The 16,619-nt window shown below is 61.3% G+C and carries 15 protein-coding genes and 1 pseudogene; 3 read left to right on the top strand and 13 right to left on the bottom strand.

The features are described 5' to 3' along the window. From B9N72_RS04625 to B9N72_RS04675, 11 genes are all read right to left on the bottom strand, one after another. Positions 1-471 (bottom strand): hypothetical protein, encoded by a 471-nt coding sequence (locus B9N72_RS04625; protein WP_085275254.1) that lies wholly within the window; start codon positions 469-471, stop codon positions 1-3. Positions 472-474: 3 nt separating this feature from the next. After that, complete coding sequence (locus B9N72_RS04630) at positions 475-960, bottom strand: hypothetical protein (protein ID WP_143477750.1); 486 nt, start codon at positions 958-960, stop codon at positions 475-477. An 82-nt stretch (positions 961-1,042) separates the two neighbouring features. Next, a complete protein-coding gene (locus tag B9N72_RS04635; protein WP_085275256.1) occupies positions 1,043-1,456 on the bottom strand; it encodes a hypothetical protein in 414 nt (137 codons plus the stop codon). Positions 1,457-1,632: 176 nt separating this feature from the next. Continuing rightward, positions 1,633-1,929: a hypothetical protein gene (locus B9N72_RS04640; RefSeq protein WP_085275257.1), complete on the bottom strand. Its 297-nt coding sequence runs from the start codon at positions 1,927-1,929 to the stop codon at positions 1,633-1,635. Between the two features lie 270 nt (positions 1,930-2,199). Continuing rightward, positions 2,200-4,269, bottom strand: coding sequence for an AAA family ATPase (locus B9N72_RS04645; RefSeq protein ID WP_085275258.1), 2,070 nt, complete (start codon positions 4,267-4,269; stop codon positions 2,200-2,202). Positions 4,270-4,272: 3 nt separating this feature from the next. After that, positions 4,273-4,485, bottom strand: a complete 213-nt coding sequence (locus tag B9N72_RS04650; RefSeq protein ID WP_085275259.1) for a helix-turn-helix domain-containing protein — start codon at positions 4,483-4,485, stop codon at positions 4,273-4,275. 274 nt (positions 4,486-4,759) lie between these two features. After that, positions 4,760-6,238, bottom strand: a complete 1,479-nt coding sequence (locus B9N72_RS04655; protein ID WP_085275260.1) for a site-specific integrase — start codon at positions 6,236-6,238, stop codon at positions 4,760-4,762. Positions 6,239-6,623: 385 nt separating this feature from the next. Then, positions 6,624-7,052, bottom strand: a complete 429-nt coding sequence (locus tag B9N72_RS04660; RefSeq protein WP_085275261.1) for a YciI family protein — start codon at positions 7,050-7,052, stop codon at positions 6,624-6,626. Between the two features lie 108 nt (positions 7,053-7,160). Next, on the bottom strand, positions 7,161-7,574 hold the full coding sequence (locus B9N72_RS04665) for a VOC family protein (protein WP_085275262.1): 414 nt from the start codon (positions 7,572-7,574) through the stop codon (positions 7,161-7,163). 301 nt (positions 7,575-7,875) lie between these two features. After that, complete coding sequence (locus B9N72_RS04670; RefSeq protein WP_085275263.1) at positions 7,876-8,622, bottom strand: MgtC/SapB family protein; 747 nt, start codon at positions 8,620-8,622, stop codon at positions 7,876-7,878. A 137-nt stretch (positions 8,623-8,759) separates the two neighbouring features. Continuing rightward, positions 8,760-9,137, bottom strand: coding sequence for a hypothetical protein (locus B9N72_RS04675; RefSeq protein ID WP_085275264.1), 378 nt, complete (start codon positions 9,135-9,137; stop codon positions 8,760-8,762). 117 nt (positions 9,138-9,254) lie between these two features. On the opposite strand from B9N72_RS04675, the gene B9N72_RS04680 reads away from it, so the two are divergent. Beyond that, entirely contained in the window at positions 9,255-10,040 is a 786-nt protein-coding gene (locus B9N72_RS04680) for a TatD family hydrolase (RefSeq protein WP_085275265.1), read from the top strand. A gap of 266 nt (positions 10,041-10,306) precedes the next feature. Here B9N72_RS04680 and B9N72_RS04685 read toward each other — a convergent pair whose 3' ends face one another. Next, complete coding sequence (locus B9N72_RS04685; RefSeq protein ID WP_085275266.1) at positions 10,307-11,806, bottom strand: TolC family outer membrane protein; 1,500 nt, start codon at positions 11,804-11,806, stop codon at positions 10,307-10,309. An 81-nt stretch (positions 11,807-11,887) separates the two neighbouring features. Between B9N72_RS04685 and B9N72_RS04690 the strand changes: the two genes are divergently transcribed. Both B9N72_RS04690 and B9N72_RS04695 read left to right on the top strand, forming a co-directional pair. Beyond that, positions 11,888-12,610, top strand: a complete 723-nt coding sequence (locus B9N72_RS04690; RefSeq protein WP_085275267.1) for a transglutaminase-like cysteine peptidase — start codon at positions 11,888-11,890, stop codon at positions 12,608-12,610. A gap of 27 nt (positions 12,611-12,637) precedes the next feature. After that, a complete protein-coding gene (locus B9N72_RS04695; protein ID WP_085275268.1) occupies positions 12,638-14,560 on the top strand; it encodes a bifunctional diguanylate cyclase/phosphodiesterase in 1,923 nt (640 codons plus the stop codon). Positions 14,561-14,631: 71 nt separating this feature from the next. Here the strand turns inward: B9N72_RS04695 and B9N72_RS21075 are convergent. Next, positions 14,632-16,619, bottom strand: a pseudogene (locus tag B9N72_RS21075) (hypothetical protein); the annotation flags it as partial.

A 16,619-nucleotide genomic window follows, 5' to 3' on the forward strand; every position in this document is an offset into this window, starting at 1 on the left:
TTAGTTCTCCCTGTCACATAGCGCGCGCATGGCGAGCCAAGGGCGCATGCATTGCGGATGGAGAAACGACCCAGGCACCGGCTGACGATAAATGTCCAACTCAGGTTTTAATTCTTGACCTGCAAACCCTTTGCTATCAGCTAGGCACCAACGACATTGAGTTCCGGGACTGATAGGCCTGTGATTTAACCGGCGACGGGCGATGGCAACGTCCATCGGCACGACAAGGCTGACCAAGTGCCAAACTTTCGCCGTGTCCATGAAAAGTGCAGTCTCAAATTCATTTTCAAGCCGCCGTTGTGTTTCCGCACGTCGGAGAAAATTATCGAGACGGTCAGGTGACGGCGAATCACTCCCCATTGAATACGCCACGAACGTGATAATGGTTTCCAGGCTGCCCTTAAAAGCAAAGTAATGCATGGCGACAAATTTCACATGGGCTAGCACTTTTAGCTGAAGGTCGGCATCCATTCATCACCCCCTCAGCGTGGCGTGGTCCAGCAAATGGGTCAAAGCGGCATCCCGGTTCGGGAAATTTGTACCCATGATTACACCATCACACAGTCGATGTACCGTCCACTGACTGTCAGGGCCGTCGTAACTGATAGAGAATCCTGGTGGAAGTTTGTCGTTGATTACCAAGAGAGGCATTAAAGGCTTGAACAGCAACTCTTCAACGTGGCAATAGCCGCGCCCGCAGTCAGTTATCAACAATTCCGCGTAAAACGACCGGTCGGCAGCAATTACCGAGATGGTGTCGAACGGCAGCATGTCTTGGCTTACGACAGACCAATAGTCGCTGTCCAGAAGGCGCTCCCGAGTCACGCCACGATCAGCGACCGCCCGCCACGAGTTGTTGGCGGTTTCTCGCAACTTGAAAGCGTTTCGCATCAGCGGCGGGGTTTTTTTGCGCGGGTTTTCAGTTTCGTCGGGGGTTGTGGTGGCGGGGGTGCTGGCCATGATGTGCTCCGTGGTTTGTGGGTCCATGAAGCTTCGACAATGGCAGTTTCAAGATTTGCGGCCTGCCAGAACTGGGATGCAGCTATTTGAGCTTTTTCATTTCCGCCCTGATGATCTTCTCGCAGGGCACTCGCTTAAGGCCGTACCGCTCGGGGGCATTACGCAGAATGAAGGATTGCACCTTCTCCACCGTCAGCATATCGGCGGTGGCTCCGAATTCGAGCATCCTGCCCAACGCCAGCCGCACGCCAGCATGGACCGCTTCTCCCCGGGCTTCATTGCGCTTGGCCGTTGCTGATCCCCGCCCCTTGTTGGCACACAATCGCTCACTACGCTGTTTTTGCAGATGCCAGCGTGCCCAGTCAGGCACTGGGTCGTTGGACGCCAGGATAAGGTCCACAGCGGCCTCCTGGCCCCACTCAACCAGGGTGGCTAAGGCTTTCTTGTCGCCGGCTTGGGCTTTGACGATCAGGCGGCGAATTTTGGGCAAGTTCATGACTCAAGACCCAACCTAGACAACGAACAGACACCACACGCCCCGCTCACCCCACAAGAAACCCTTGCCAGCCTTGATTTACGGCGAGGAGGTGGGGGACTGAGAATCCCGCGCCGACTGAAATAGGGCTGATTTCTTACTGCACAGAGCGCGACGCAATTTGAAACTGTATGCCGCTAACCAAGGTTTTCATCATCACCACACAGCAGGCGCATCATCACTTCGGTCAGGGTTTCACCGGGGCGTCGCAAGTTTTCTATTGCCTCAAAGGCTTCAGGTGGCAACCAAACCTCCAACTGTTTCAAGCCTGACTCCCGACAGCGTTTACGGTAGCTTCTCGCCCACTCGGCTTTTTTGCTGATGGATTTCGCATTGCCTAGCTCCAGCCAGCCGGCTTGCCTCAATCGCGCCGCATCCGTTTCCGACATGATCGTTTTGGCATTCGATGGGTGCACCAATTTCACCGCTCGCATCGCATCCTCTCCTTCTCAGTCCACCCCCCCGCCCATCAGGGGAGTTTTGTCCATTTCAAACTTCCGCCCCTGTCCGGGTTCCCCCTATAGGGGGGAAACCCCGGACAAAATGGGGTTTCTGTCCGGTGTTATGACAATTTGTCCGGGTGTCTCAAACCCGCGCCCAGCAAGGCTTTGCTGGGTGTCCTGTCCGGCATTTTGTCCGGGACATTTTTGTCCGATAGCCCCCCGGACAGAGGTGGTGTTTTGTCCGGCAACTTTTGTCATATTTCACCCCCCCTTGGACTGCATTTTTTCCACGATTCCCCGGAAGTCATGCACCCCTGCCAACATCCCTTCGGCGGCAAGATTTTTCCCCGCCTCGGTGAGATAAAGCTTCCCACCGCGCTCGCCCACCAGCCGGCTGCGTCCCCGCCCCGACTTTTTCATGGCCGGCAAATAGGTTTCGCCTACTGTGGTTTTCCCGATGCCGGCGAAGTCGCCAATATCCCGGTAAGACGTAAGCCCATTCTCAATGGCCATGCAGATCAGGATTTCGGCGACCTCCGCACCTGTCGTAGCGGAAGGCTTGGCGATCACCGACGTAATCGGATTGCCCAAGCTGTCCTGCATGCCTTTGATTTCTTTCGTCTGATATTTCCAATGCAGATCATCGAATGGTGGCCCTCGGCGTTTGCCCTGCATCAGCGTCACCGTGCCGTTTCTATTCACCACAGCCCAAATGCCGTCGAGCGTACCCGCTGCCGCACCGCTGCCGCGCCAATTGAACAAATCATCGTCGCCCTTGGGCGGGTGGTGCAGCACCATTACCGCGCTGCCATAGGGCCTGATCAGGTAGTCGCGGACATTGCCAAACCATGTCATCACGTCGCTGGCCTTGTTTTCATCTTCGCAGGGTGAATTGGCGATGAAGGTATCCACGACTACAAGGCCGGGGGGCAAGTCATCCCATTCTTGGCGCTGTTTTTCCATTTTCATGGGGTCATTGAAGAGAACTGGTTCATCAATAAAAACGAACCAGTCGTCCAGTTGAACAGGGTCGATTTTGTTTTCCTGACACCACAACTGGATTCGCCATTTCACCTCCTCTGGATTTTCGGCAGCGATGTAATAGACACGGGTACGCACCACTCGCCGTTTTCCCAAGGGCAGTCCCAGGGCGACACGCAATGCCAGATCGAGCTGCACCAGGGTTTTACCGGCGTTGGGGTGGCCCAGCAGGGCGATAAGAAAACCCTTCGGCAAGACGCCTTCGATCAGCCACTCAGGCGGCTTGATGTCAGCCAGGATTTGCGACAGGGGTTTGTGACGGAAAGGTGGATCGCTCTGTGGGGCACCCGTTTTCGCAATCGGACCAATCAGGTTAGGGGGCTTATATTGCTCGATCACTTTTTCCAGTTGGCCCTTCATGCTTCTGCGGTAGGCACGCTCGACTTCCTCTTCGGCGAATTTGGCGGCCTTGGTTTCGTCGTCGTGGCGATGGTCAAGCGTGAATTGCCACAGCGCCGGCTCATGCAGCATCGTGGCCAAGGCGTCTTCCCGGCTGACGCCTTGCTCGGACAGGTGAATCAACAAACTATGCACGACGGCGGACCGATTAATTTCCGGCTGGCCGGCACCGGCTATAAGTTTCGTGTGCTCCGGCTTCAGCTTGTATTGGTCCAAATCGACCGGCGTACCCCCCGTAATAGGTGGTGCGCTGTCGTGGCGCACCGGATCGGCAGGCTTCAGCAATGGCGCAAGAACGTCCAAGGCGTCGTCGTCGAGCACGCGGATTGGTTTGGATATACCCTGTACTTCGAAGGTGATTGTGAGCTGCCTAGCCCCACTGCCAAGGTAAATTTCGGCATGGTCGCAGTTGGGCAATTCGATCTTGGCGTTGTCCTTGTACTGCCGCGCCCACTCTTCAGACACCAGACAGAAAGCCCGCCCCCCCCTACCACTGGGCGAAATCTCGGTGTAGGTATTCAGCTGCTCCAATAGCTCAATCGGGCCGGTCACTTTATCGACATCGATGCCGACCAAGCGGTAAATATCGCCGGTATCCGGGTCAGGCAAGCGGACACCACCGCTCAGATTGAGACAAACCCCCGCCACGCCTTGCTGGGTTTCCAAAACTTCGAGCAAGGGTTTCCAAAGCAGCGGACTATTAACACTGACATTGCTTTGGCCGTTATTTGGAATTTTGTTGATGTGGCCAGCCCAGACCGGCAATAGGATTACCGGGCCGAAACAGGCTTCAATTTGCTCGGCATTGAGACTATGCTTAGTTTGTAAATCGTGATGCAGTCCCTTTCGCCCCGGTTCCTCCCCCGGGGCGCTTCCGTTTACGGTAGCCATGGCTCACCCCCTGCCCGATTTTTTGACGTAGGCGGGAATTTCCGGACAACCTTCCTTGGCGAGACGTTGGATTTCTTCGAGGGGAATGCGGCGATCTGCGCCGATCTTGGTGAATTTCAGGAAGCCGGCATCCATCAGTTTATAAACTTGGGCGCGGCAAATACCGAGAGCTTCGGCAGCCTCCGGAATTCGGAAGGCCAATTTAGGGATAGACATGAAGAGACTCCTGATAAACGCTTTCACGGCAAGCACAGTGGCTCGCGCTGTCCGGTATTCGTTTATCAGGTCTTGTTGCGCCCGGTCTGGTGTCGGGGCCGTGCAGTCAGCACGCTAGGGGGAGATCAGTATATGCGCCGGTTTACCCGGTTCGCAGCGCCGCGCCAGACATTACCACGGGCCGCTGGGTTATCGCGGCCCTGCTACCAACCGGATGGAAACAGAGCAGGGCCACCAGTTAAAACTAATCCTGTTTACTTGGCTTTGCAAGTGTTTACCGAGTTCCACGTCTTCGAATCGGCACCACGTTGGACGGCATGGCTGCCTCGATCACCGGTTCCGGCTCGATTTCCATTAATGACTGCAATTTTTCCGCCCATTTATCCAAAGCCTCTCGTTTTTCGGCCAGATAATCGTGCATGTCATAGTGCGTATCCTGCACCCCGCCGATGCCGTGACTGAGCACCCGCGCCCGAACGTCCTTGCTGACACCGAGTTCGGCCAGCATGGTTTCCGCCGAGCGGCGCAGGTCGGCCAGGGTGAATGGCCCTCTGGCGGTGTGTTCGTCCACCATCGCCTTGGCGATATCGCGCACGACTTCGGATAGCCTTTCCGGTTGCAGTTGCACCTCGCGCAGTGCGAACAGGTAGGCTTTGTGGCCATTGGTCTTCTTCAGCTGCTGCACCAGGGGGAAGGCAAGGACGTTGAGCGCCACAAGATGGGGGCGCGGCTCGCTGCGCTGACCCTTGATATCTTTCAGCAGCAGCGTGCGGCGCACCGAGTCGAAGTCGGCTGGCGCGACCCGAAGCAACTGCGTCGGGCGCTGCCCCCCGGTGAACAGGCACAGGCGCACGCCGTCGGCGGCGAGTCCGGTTACGGCATTTAGCTTGGCCAGGAAAACGCGCAGTTCGTCGTCATTAAGATGGCGGGTGCCTGAACCACTCAGCGCCTTGTACTTCTTGGCCGGAATGGCGGCGGCTGGGTTGGCGTCGAGCGCGAAGCCGGCGAGTGGGGTGTCGTCGCCGCGTTCCTCCTGGGCAGCCAGTGCGGCATTGAAGGCGGCAATCAAGAATGCTCGCAGCTTGCGCGCCGCATTGCCGACTCTCCTCTTGGGGCCATCATCGCGTTCCTTTTGGACTTTGGCTTGCAGCCGGTCTTTCAGCCGACCAAGGATGGTGCCGATATGTTTGCTTGTGATCTGCCGCGCCGGGGTGTCGGCCAAATCAGGAAAGGCTTCAAAGACGTTCAGGCGGAACGTGTTTTTCACTTCCTTCACGGAAGGCTTACCGTCAGTTTCGAGCTGGACGACGTAGGCATTACACAGGGCACGCAGACTGCCGGCCTTGGTCTTGGCCGCTTCGGCTGCCTTGACCGCCTTCGCAGCGTTGGCTGCCGCTTCGGCTTCGGCTTCCTTGCAAGCGATGTACGCGGCCAGATCATCGCGGTGCCCGTCGCGCAGGTAGCCCGACCAGCATTCGGCTATCTTCCAGGCTTTGAGCCAGCCGACTTTGCCATCCTGGCTCTCATCGACGCTGCCGATGTGAATCGGAATCTGTTTCTGCTGCCCCTGGCTGTCGGTAAACCGGAAGTAGAACCAAGTGTGACCCGCCCTCGTAACTCGTACCTTGAAGCTCCCGCGCCCGCGCCCGAAGTCGTCGGTCAACGACTGCTCTTTCTTGGTTCGAATGGCGTCGGCAACCCTCTCGTCAATCAGCTTGTTGAACCGCTCCTGGGTAATGATGGCCATGCCCATGGTGTCTACTCCTCTGTATCCCCTGCCTCTCTGGTGTCTATTCGGTGTCTAGTTCAGTGCTAGACAAGCATCTACACAGAGCGACATCCATATACTAAGAGTAGCCAGAAAGCCTTTATTTACAAGTAATTGCGGCAACGCGAGGAAACTTAAGGAAACACCGAGGAGGTCTATGTGGAGGACTCAAAATCCCCCGCCGCAAGGTGTGCCGGTTCGAGTCCGGCCCCGGGCACCAAGCCTTACCAGATAAGGCTCGCAGGGAAACACGATCAAGCGCCGCAAGGCGCTTTTTTGTTGCCTGTCGCCCGGCCGGTTCCGACCCGCCACCTGTGCCCGACGCCACTCCTCTTTCCCGCCGACCCGGTATGCCCGGCGGGGCCAACACTCACCCTTCGCGGTGTGCCGTGGCCTGCGCCTGCATCTCGGTGAAGCCGGCGGCCGCCTGTTGCACGTCGGCGGGAAAGTCCTCGAACTCCTGCACCTGGCGGATTTCGATCACCTCGTTGGCCGAAGCCGGGCAGCGCTTGGCCCAGTCGATGGCTTCTTGCCGCGACGCCACCTGGATCATCCAGTAGCCGCCGAGCACTTCCTGCACTCCGGGAAACGGCGCTTCCGTTACCGTGGGCTGGCCGCCTTCGAACGAGACGCGCGCCCCCATCGACGGTGGGTGCAGGCCGTCGAGAGCGAGCAACACGCCGGCCTTCTGCAGTGCCTCGTTGTATTTCATCATCGCGGCCACGGCCTCGGCACTCGGCATGGCGCCCGGTTCGGCGCTCTCGTAGCCCTTGGGAATCATCAGCATCATGAATCGCATCGCTGCTCTCCTTGGATAGGTGGCACAGGGGGACGCGCCGCCAACGGCTTCAACCGATCGGGCCGGCGCCTCCCCTCCTGACACTGGGGAGTACGGCAGAAGCGGCTCTCACGCCGGCACGATGATCATCCACGACACGCCGAAGCGGTCGGTGAGCATGCCGAAGCACGGCGAGAAGAAGGTCTGGCCCAGCGGCATCTGTACCTGGCCGCCTTCGCTCAGGGCGGCGAAGCGCTGCTCGGCCTCGCGCTGATCGGCCACCGACAACGACAGGGCAAATCCCTGGAAATTCGGCTGCCCCTGGCAACGGCCGTCGGAGGCCATCACCACGCTGTCGCCGATGCGGAAGCTGGCGTGCATCACTTTGTCCTCCGACCCCGGCGGCACCATGTCCGGTGGCGGGGGCTCGGGGCTGTCCTTGATGCGCATCAGCATCTCCACTTCGGCACCCAAGGTGCGGCGATAGAACTCGACCGCTTCTTCGCAGCGGCCATCGAAAAACAGATAGGACTGGATTTGCATGACGTCTCCTTAGGGAGAGATCGAAACGATACGGGGATGTGCCGGGGCGGGGAATACCCGGCAAGCGGCACCACGGACTGGCAGGGTAGCGACGGGCAGGCTCGACCAGGTCAGGCCAGCTCGAAGCGCTCGACTCACGGCTCGGCGGCGAGAGGTCGGCACCGTGCGACTTGTGCCAGGCACTAACTATAGACGGTGAAAATGACGGTTGGCTGACTGAATTCAGGTGGAGCAAACGGCGACCCTGCTCACATGGCACTGCCGCGCATGGAACGCTTGCCGAAGGGAGCGGAGCCCATATTCAGTTGCGGGCGGGTGCCATGCTGAAACTTTGGACACCGTCGAACCGCGATAATTCTTCCGCCAGTTCCGACAGCGAAGCGCCCTCGTTCTTGTTCAGCACCGTGGCGGTGAAGTGCCACTCCGGCTGACCGTCCTGGTAGCTGATCGACAGGCTGCTGCCGGCGATCTCGTAGCCGCGCTCCAGCGCGGCTCGGCGCAGGGCGTGTTCCTGCGGCACGAAGTCTTTCTTGAAGCGCAGCACCACGCCTATGGCCGGATGCGAGGGTAGCCATTGTTCCAGGCGCGAGACCAGGATCATCGACAGCGCGCAGATCACGGTGAGCAGGATGGCGGCGGCGTAGAAGCCGATGCCCACCAGTACCCCGATGGCGGAGCAGGCCCAGATCGAGGCGGCGGTGGTCAGGCCGCTGATGTTCAGGCCGTCCTTCATGATGACCCCGGCACCGAGAAAGCCGATGCCGGTGACGATGCCCTGGATCACCCGGGTGGGGTCGCCGCTGCTGCTCATCATATGCCCGCCGTACCAATACCCCGGATAGCCGACCACCACGGTCAGGGCCGCCGAGGCCATGCACACCAGACCGTAGGTGCGCATGCCGGCGGCGCGGCCGCGATAGGCGCGCTCGTAGCCGACGACGATGCCGAGCAGCAGCGCGCCAACCAGGTTGAGCACGATCACGACGTTGACGTCGACCGAGGTTTCGGTCCAATAACCGGCAAAGAGCGGGAGGGAGAGGAGATTCATGGCGATCAGCGTGGCACCGTGGTGTTGAAGAGTCGAATTGTATACTGCCTGCCGCCGTCTCTTGCGCCGGCAGACGGCCCCGGCATGGTAAGGATGAGGCGCGCGGGCCGAGCCCTGGTCAAGGGGGGCCGTTCGCCTCACACGATTTTGCAGCGCACCCAGGCATCTTCATCGAAACCATAGAGGGCGCACAGCCGGTGATAGCCGTCGGCGATCACCACCTTGCCGTTTGCCTCGTCGCGCACCAGCAGCAGTGGCGAGAGGCCGTCCCCCTTGCGAATCTTGGCCCGGTCCTTTTCCACATGGGAATTGCTGATGCCGAGCAGGGACAGCCGGGAGGCTCGAAAGATGTCCTTGGCCCGGAACTGCCCCAGGGGCGCCGCCCGCAGGCGCTGCACCACCTCGGCCACGCGGTCTTCACGCCACAGCAGGGCAAGATAGGAGGTAGCGGCGACATAGTCATGCGCTGCCACATCGGGAAGCCAGAGGATGTCGGCCGTCGAAGGTTTTGCCATCGGAGACTCCGTTTGTGCCGCGTCGTTTGATGCGCCTGCGCATGCCCGGCTTGGCAAGGCGCAGGCGGGCCTTGTAGGCTGATACTTTACTACCCCCTCTTCCCGGTTCTGCACACCATGTTCCGCCTCCTACCCGACGACGATTGCCTGATCGATTCGCACTGCCACCTCGACGCGGCGGAGTTCGACGGCGTCCGTGACGAGGTCGTGGCCGAAGCAGTCGGACTCGGCATCGGTCAAATTCTGGTGCCGGCCGTCAACCAGGCCACGTTCGCCCAGACGCTGGCGATGCGCGAACGCTACGGCTGCTGGCTTGCTTTCGGGCTGCATCCGGTCTACCTGTCGCAGCACGTGGATTCGCACCTGGCCGAACTGGAACAAAGGTTGGCCGAAGACCGGCCGGTGGCGGTGGGCGAGATCGGGCTCGACTTCTACCTACCCGACCTCGACCCGGTGCGCCAGGAGGCGCTGTTCGTGGAACAGCTCAAGCTGGCGCGCAAGCATGGCCTGCCGGTGGTGCTGCACGCGCGCCGCTCGCAGGACCGGCTGCTGAAATACCTGCGCCAGGTGCCGATCGTCGGCGGCATCGTCCACGCCTTCAACGGCAGCGAGCAGCAGGCGGCGGCCTTTCTGGCGCTGGGGTTCAAGCTGGGCTTCGGCGGCGCCATGAGCTTTCGCGGCTCCGAGCGCATCCGCCGACTGGCAGCCACCCTGCCCTTGTCCGCGCTGGTACTGGAAACCGATGCGCCGGACATGCGCCCGGAATGGGCGCAGGCGGTGCCCAACCGGCCCGCCAACATCGCGCGCTACGCCGGGATACTGGCCGAACTGCGCGGCACCACCACAGAGGCGGTACGCTCGGCAACCCGTCGCAACACGCTGGAGGCGCTGGGGCTCGGCTGACCTCGATGGCCCGGCCGAGTCCCGTGGAAACCGCCCGATGTCACATCGGGCTCCCGATAAAAAGCGTTGTCGAAGTTACCTGTTGCAGCTTCCGCAAAGCCCCGCCGTTGCGCGCTTTCCGGCTCATCGCCGAAACCCCGGAGCGAGCGGGTTTGCGGTGCTCTCTGGGCCGTTTTCAACAGGTAACTCGGACAGCGCCACAAAAAACGACCCCCGTGTGAAGTGCGTGCAACACGGGGGTGTCCAGATAAAACAGCAGGAGGAAATCAGCCGCTCTTCTTGGTCGTGGTTTTCTTGGCGGGCGCTTTCTGCGGTTTGGTGGCTTCGGGAACGATGGCCGGCGGTGCATCCATCGTGGTGGTGGCCCCCAGGGTCACCGGCTGGATGGCATTCTTGTCGATGGTCGCACTCGGCACCAGCGAGGTGTCGCAGGCCTGCCACTCGTCGGACGGGCTGCCATCGAACGTGAGCGACTCCTTCGGCTTGACCTCCAGCGCCTCCAGCAGCATGCCGGAGCTGGCCAGTTGCCGCGCTTGCGCCAACAGCAGGTCGCTCTCGGCATTGATCACGGCGCGCTTGGCGTCGTACAGCTCGTTCTCGCTGTCCAACAAGTCGAGCAGGGTACGCTGGCCGATCTCGAACTGGCTGCGGTAGGCGTCGCGCGCTTTCTCGGTGGAGAGCGAATGCAGGCGCAGCGGGTCGATCTGCTCGCCGATGCGACGGATATCGTTGTAGGCGATCTGGACCGTCTGGTGGATGTCGCGACAGGCTTTCTGCTGCAGGTCGCGGGTTGCCTCGCGGCGCTCGGCGGAGGCCCGCAGACGGGCGCGATCGGCACCGCCACGGAACAGGTTCATATTGAGCACCACCTCGATCACACCGATCTTGTGCACGCCCCCCACGCCATCCAGATTGTTGGTGTGTTCATACTGGGCGCGCAGGTCGGCGGTGGGCGAGAAGGCGCCCTTGCGCACGTCGACCTCGGCCGTGGCGGCGCGCACGCTCTCCACGGCGGAGAGGTATTGCGGGTTGCGCTGGAAGGCCTGCTTGAACATGTCGCTCGGTTCCTGCTTCGCGACCGTGAACGGCGCCGGCTTGCTCAGATTCATCGGTGGCGGCATGCCGACGATGCGGGTGAAACGTACCGTCACGTCGTGCAGGTTGGCTTCTTCGGTGATGAGGTTCGATTCTGCCAGCGCCAGACGACCGGTGGCCTGTTCCAGGTCGACGCGCCGCCCCACTCCGGCCGCGACCTTCTGCATCAGTTGCTGGTGAATCCCCTTGTGCACGGCGTAGTTGTACTGGGCCAGCTCGAGCAGCTGGCGGAAGCGCAGCACATCGAGGTAGGCGCGCGTCGCTTCCAGTGCCTGGTTCTCCGACTCGGAGAGGAAGTCGAAATAGCTGGCACGCCGGGTATGATCGAGCTGGCGCACCAGGTTCACGGTGGAGAAGCCCTTGAACAGGTTCTGCTGCAGCCCAGCCGACCAGCCATAGCGGTCAAAATCTTGGTTGCCCCCCGACAGCGGCGGCTCGTTGTGGTCTTCATGGGCGTACTTGTAGTTCACGTCGACGGTCGGGAAGAACTCGGAACGGCCGATGCCGATTTCCTCGGTAGACTGGCGGAAGGTGCGCCACTTCACCTGCACCTCAGGATTGTTCACCACGGTATTCTCTACGGCGCTTCTTAAATCGGTCACTTCGGCACACAATGCTCCACTAGCAAAGCCCAGGCCGAGTAACGCGAGGCTTATTTTTCGCAGTTTCATGGCTACGTCCTATTATGAAGATCAGTTAAGTGCTGCACGCTCGTCTACGCTACATGCCCATTGCAACCAGGACCACGCCAGATGGCACTTTGTCATAACCGACACCGCCGCAACGCCCAGCCAAGTCCTCGGACATGGAGGGCGCGGTCGACCCTGCTGATTTGGGCAATCATCAGTCTGGTCTCGGCTTGCGCAACGCCGAAAAGTGACGCTGCACTGGATTTTTCCCGGCAATTCCAGGCCATTCAGAAATTCGGCCCACGTGGAGTCGAGAACTACGAAGCATGGCGGTCGCTTATCTCTGTTTTAGGAAACCGTACTGAAAATGCCAAGGTAATTGAGGTCAACGAGTTTTTTAACCGCCGCATCTTGTTTCGCGATGACACAATCGTCTGGCATCAGGACGACTACTGGGCCACACCGATCGAAACCCTGGGCAAGGGGGCCGGCGACTGCGAGGATTTCGTTATCGCCAAGTACATGACGCTGACCCTGCTGGGCATCCCCGCCGCCAAGTTCAGGCTGACCTACGTGCGTGCCTTGCTGGGCGGGCCCGGCAGCACCCTCAGCCAGGCGCACATGGTGCTGGCCTACTACCCCGCCCCGGAGGGGGAGCCACTGGTGCTGGATAACCTGATTACCGACATCAAGCCCGCCTCGCAGCGCCCCGACCTGGTGCCGGTCTTCAGTTTCAACAATGATGGTGTCTGGATGCCCGGCAACAACGCTCGCCCGGCCGGCAACGTGCAGCGTCTGACGCGCTGGATGAACCTGCAGGAACGGATGCGGGCGGAAGGTTTTTGACATGGCGGCGAGAGCGGAGGGAGGACGATGAAACGAGCCCATATGACGCTGATCGAACAGGTCTGGCTGCTGGTGGCGATGACGCTGTTCACCACTGTCCTCGCCAGCCTCACGGTCAGCCTGCTCACCGCGCGCGACTACCTGTCGCAGCAGCTGTATGCCCAGAGCGTCAGCGGCGCCAATGCCCTGGCGCTGTCGATCAACCAGTACCAGGCCGACCCGGCGATGAGCGAAACGCTGATCAACGCCACCTTCGACAACGCCCACTACCGCCTCATCCGCTGGACTGGGATCGACGGCAAGACCCGCCTGGAACGGGTCAACCAGCAGCTGGAGGAACAGGTGCCGCGCTGGTTCCAGCAGCTGCTGCCGCTCACTCCCCGCCCGGCTTCGGCCAACCTTTCCCGGGGCTGGCTGCAGGCCGGCACCATCACCGTCGAGGCGCAAACCAGCTACGCCTGGATCGCGTTGTGGCAGGGCTCGCTGCGCATGCTGGCCTGGCTGTCGCTGGCGGCGCTGCTGACCGGCGCGTTGGCCACCATTGGCATCCGCTACATTCGCCGCCAGCTGCACCAGGTGGTCCAGCAGGCCGAGGCGCTCAGCGAGCGCCGCTTCGTCACCATGGCGGAGCCCGGCACCCCCGAGCTGTCGGCCGTGGCACGCGCCATGAATACGCTCTCCGGGCGCATCAAGTCGATGCTGGACGAGGCCGCACGCCATATCGACCAGCTGCGTGCCGCCACCCTGTCCGACCCGTTGACCGGCCTGGCCAACCGTTCGCGCTTCGAAGAGCGCATGATCGGCGAACTGGCCGACCCTCAAGCCATCGCCGAAGGCGAACTGATGCTGGTGCGGCTGCCCGACTTGGCCGACGCCAACAAGCGGCTCGGCGGCGACGCGGTCAACCGCCGGCTCAAGCACGTGGCCTTGGAGCTGCAGCAGTCCGCCAGCGGCCAGGCCGGCTGGCAGGCCGCCCGCCTGCGCGGCGCCGAGTTCGTGTTGCTGATGCCGGGAGCCGAACCACAGGCGGCGGAACGACTGGCCACGGAGCTGGGGCAGCGCTGGCAGGAGGCCAGCGACTCGGCTGCCAGCGGCTGGCGCGCCGCGCTCGGCCTCACCCGCTATGCCCAGCATGACACCTTGCCGGCGATCCTGCTGCGCGCCAACGAGGCCGTGACCCTGGCCGAACAACAAAGCGGCAAGAGCTGGTGCCGCTACGACCCGGATGGCGGCGCGCTGCCGAGCAGCGATTTCGACTGGAACAAGCGGCTGCGCGAGGCGCTGGCCGGCCACGCCTTCCGTCTCGCCTTCTACCCAGTGGTGAATGGCGAGGGCGCCGTGATCCATCAGGAAGGCATGATCACGCTACCGCAGCAGGGGGCCAGCGCGCTGCGTGCCGGCACCCTCACCGCCCACGCCGCCCGTCTCGGCCTGAGCCCGGCGCTGGATCAGGAAGCCATCGAGCAGGCCCTGCTCTCGCTGGCCGGGCAGCGTGTCATCGCCGTCAACCTGAGCGCGCCCTCGCTGGATGCCCCCTACGCCTTCACCGAGACGGTACGTGACCGGCTGCAGGCCAGCCTGCCCAAGGGCAAGCTGGCGCTGGAATGGCTGGAGCCGGGCCTGGCCGAACGCTGGCCCGCGTTCCAGGGCTTCTGCCGGTCGATTCGGCCGCTGGGCGTGCGCATCGGGCTGGAGATGACCGGCGAGCACTTCAACCTGCTGGCCCGGTTGCACGAGGTGTCGCTCGACTACCTGGTGATCGACGGCGCGCTGATCCGTGGCGCCGAGAGCGACCCCGGAGCGCAGCTGCTGCTGTCCAACCTGCTGCAGGTGGCACGCATGCTCGACCTCGATGTGTACGCCAAGGGCGTGACGACCTCGGCGGAGGGCCGCCAGCTGCTGCAGGCCGGCGTGGACGGCATCACCGGGCCGGGGGTGAGTGCGGCCTGAGTCGTCCACAGTCGTCCCGGCAAAGAAAACGGGCCTCGCAGGGAGGCCCGTTGCAGTTGATGCAGACAACCTCAGATGAAGGTATGGGTCACTGTATTCTCGACGTTGATCGTCACCGTCGTCCCGCTGACATCGAGGTGGAACTGAGTGTATTCGACCCCGCCGATGTTGACCGTCGTGCCCGCCGGTGCCGTGGCCGGATCGACAACGTCGATGTTCACCGCGTCCCCGCTCTGGCCACGCACAAACAGCGTGTGATCCGCGTTGTTGGTGAAGTTGAGCACATCCTCCGGCCGCAGCTGCAGCGTGGTATGGGTCGCTGCCCCGTTCATCTGCAACTGCTCGACATCGCTCAGCTTGGCACCGGTCAGGTCCACCAGCCCGGCGGTGTCGAAGCGCACGGTATCCACGCCGTTGCCACCATCGATGGTGTCGCCGATGCCGTAGATCAACAGATCGTTGCCATCTCCCCCCACCAGCACCGCATGACCGATCGAGCCGTCCAGAGTGTCGTCGCCACCGTAGCCGAAGACGTAGGGATGGTCCACCGTTGCCACCAGGTTGATGTTGGGCGAGTCATCCCCCACCACACTACGATCAGCCGGATAGAGCGTGGCGTCGATCTGGCTGGCCACGGTGTCACCGTCGCCATCGCTCGCGGTAACTCCGAACGACAGGTCGATCGGCTGCCCCGGAGCCTCTTGACTGTAAGAGAAGGCTCCCAGCGAGAAGGTATCAGTGTCGGTGGCACCGGCCACGTTCACCGCGCTGAAGGTATCGGTCGAGCTAATCTGGTAGCTCCAGCCATCGTGCATGCCGGTGATCAGGATGCTGTTGCCCAGATCGGTGATGCTCAGCCCCTGTGTGTTGTTGGCCACGATGTTGTGGCTGGCATCGTAGATCGTGATATTGGATACGCTGAGATTCAGCTGTGTCTCCCCGGCATCGGTGGTCCCGTAAATCTGGTCGTTGTCGGCCACGATCGCCGTCAGCGTCAGATTAGCCGTGGAGTTTGGATTGCCGGTGATGTACACCAACTGCTCGAAGCCGGACACCGTATTGTGGTCGGTGTAGCTATAACCGTTCTTGTCGATCGTCAGTCCGTTGACGAAGTCGATGCGCACATTGTCGGTGCTGTTGAGGGTCTGACCATTGCCCACCCCGATATCATCCTTATCAGTATTTACCGGGCCCGAGGTCGACGACAGGATCACGTCCTGCGTCGTGCCACCGACATCCGTTATGCCTTTGATGGTGACGCTGCCACCACCGATACTGCTGAGATCGGTCACCTGCACATCACCCATTCCGCTGGCAATGATGCCGAAAGTGGTCAGTGTATAGCTGTCGGTGAGCGGATCGATGTCGACGATGAAGCCTCTGACCTCGGGGTCGCCATTGGTTGAGTAAAACTCATTCGTCGTTGCGATCAGCTCGGTTTTATCCACTGCAAGCGTTACTGGATCTCGGTAATAGAACAGATACAGCTGCTCGGCAACACCATTCACCTCGACCGTTAATAGATTGCCATTGACATCATGGGCAGCCAGCCCTTCGACGATAGGTGTGCCATTGGCTTGGGTAAATATCACGGACCCTACCCCATCCGCTCCGGTATGGCCGGTGAAGTTCAGCTCGTCGGTGACGCTATGGGTGGTAGCTGTCTGGTCGACCATATGGGCGGTGTCCGGGGTGAAGGCGGACGGCACGTCGTCGACGATGTTGATGACCAGATTGCCAGCCGGTGCGCTATCGCCGTCGGCGTCGGTGACCACCACCGCGAAGCTGGCATTCGTGTTGTCGCCGGCGGTGTTGTCGAGCAGCGTGTAGCTGTAGCTGATGGTGCCGATGCCGGTGGCGGCATCGTAGACATAGCTCGCCGTCAGTTGGCCCGTCGTGCCGTTTGGCAATGTCTCGACGGGGAACGTCGTCGACGTGCCGGTCAGCACATGGCCGCCGAGCGACACGGCTTGAATGCCATCCGGCGAGGTGAAGCCGATGCTGCCGGAGGTGGTCTCGGAGGTGGCGGCCGAATTCGAACCGGCCGGTTCGCCGACAC

The organism is Pseudogulbenkiania subflava DSM 22618 (assembly GCF_900177275.1).
In the GTDB taxonomy this organism is placed as follows: Bacteria; Pseudomonadota; Gammaproteobacteria; order Burkholderiales; family Chromobacteriaceae; genus Pseudogulbenkiania; species Pseudogulbenkiania subflava.

Excerpts from the sequence above, each read along its gene's own strand:
- B9N72_RS04625 (WP_085275254.1), bottom strand. The coding sequence starts at position 471 with ATGGATGCCGACCTTCAGCTAAAAGTGCTAGCCCATGTGAAATTTGTC.
- B9N72_RS04630 (WP_143477750.1), bottom strand. The coding sequence starts at position 960 with ATGGCCAGCACCCCCGCCACCACAACCCCCGACGAAACTGAAAACCCG.
- B9N72_RS04635 (WP_085275256.1), bottom strand. The coding sequence starts at position 1,456 with ATGAACTTGCCCAAAATTCGCCGCCTGATCGTCAAAGCCCAAGCCGGC.
- B9N72_RS04640 (WP_085275257.1), bottom strand. The coding sequence starts at position 1,929 with ATGCGAGCGGTGAAATTGGTGCACCCATCGAATGCCAAAACGATCATG.
- B9N72_RS04645 (WP_085275258.1), bottom strand. The coding sequence starts at position 4,269 with ATGGCTACCGTAAACGGAAGCGCCCCGGGGGAGGAACCGGGGCGAAAG.
- B9N72_RS04650 (WP_085275259.1), bottom strand. The coding sequence starts at position 4,485 with ATGTCTATCCCTAAATTGGCCTTCCGAATTCCGGAGGCTGCCGAAGCT.
- B9N72_RS04655 (WP_085275260.1), bottom strand. The coding sequence starts at position 6,238 with ATGGGCATGGCCATCATTACCCAGGAGCGGTTCAACAAGCTGATTGAC.
- B9N72_RS04660 (WP_085275261.1), bottom strand. The coding sequence starts at position 7,052 with ATGCGATTCATGATGCTGATGATTCCCAAGGGCTACGAGAGCGCCGAA.
- B9N72_RS04665 (WP_085275262.1), bottom strand. The coding sequence starts at position 7,574 with ATGCAAATCCAGTCCTATCTGTTTTTCGATGGCCGCTGCGAAGAAGCG.
- B9N72_RS04670 (WP_085275263.1), bottom strand. The coding sequence starts at position 8,622 with ATGAATCTCCTCTCCCTCCCGCTCTTTGCCGGTTATTGGACCGAAACC.
- B9N72_RS04675 (WP_085275264.1), bottom strand. The coding sequence starts at position 9,137 with ATGGCAAAACCTTCGACGGCCGACATCCTCTGGCTTCCCGATGTGGCA.
- B9N72_RS04680 (WP_085275265.1), top strand. The coding sequence starts at position 9,255 with ATGTTCCGCCTCCTACCCGACGACGATTGCCTGATCGATTCGCACTGC.
- B9N72_RS04685 (WP_085275266.1), bottom strand. The coding sequence starts at position 11,806 with ATGAAACTGCGAAAAATAAGCCTCGCGTTACTCGGCCTGGGCTTTGCT.
- B9N72_RS04690 (WP_085275267.1), top strand. The coding sequence starts at position 11,888 with ATGGCACTTTGTCATAACCGACACCGCCGCAACGCCCAGCCAAGTCCT.
- B9N72_RS04695 (WP_085275268.1), top strand. The coding sequence starts at position 12,638 with ATGAAACGAGCCCATATGACGCTGATCGAACAGGTCTGGCTGCTGGTG.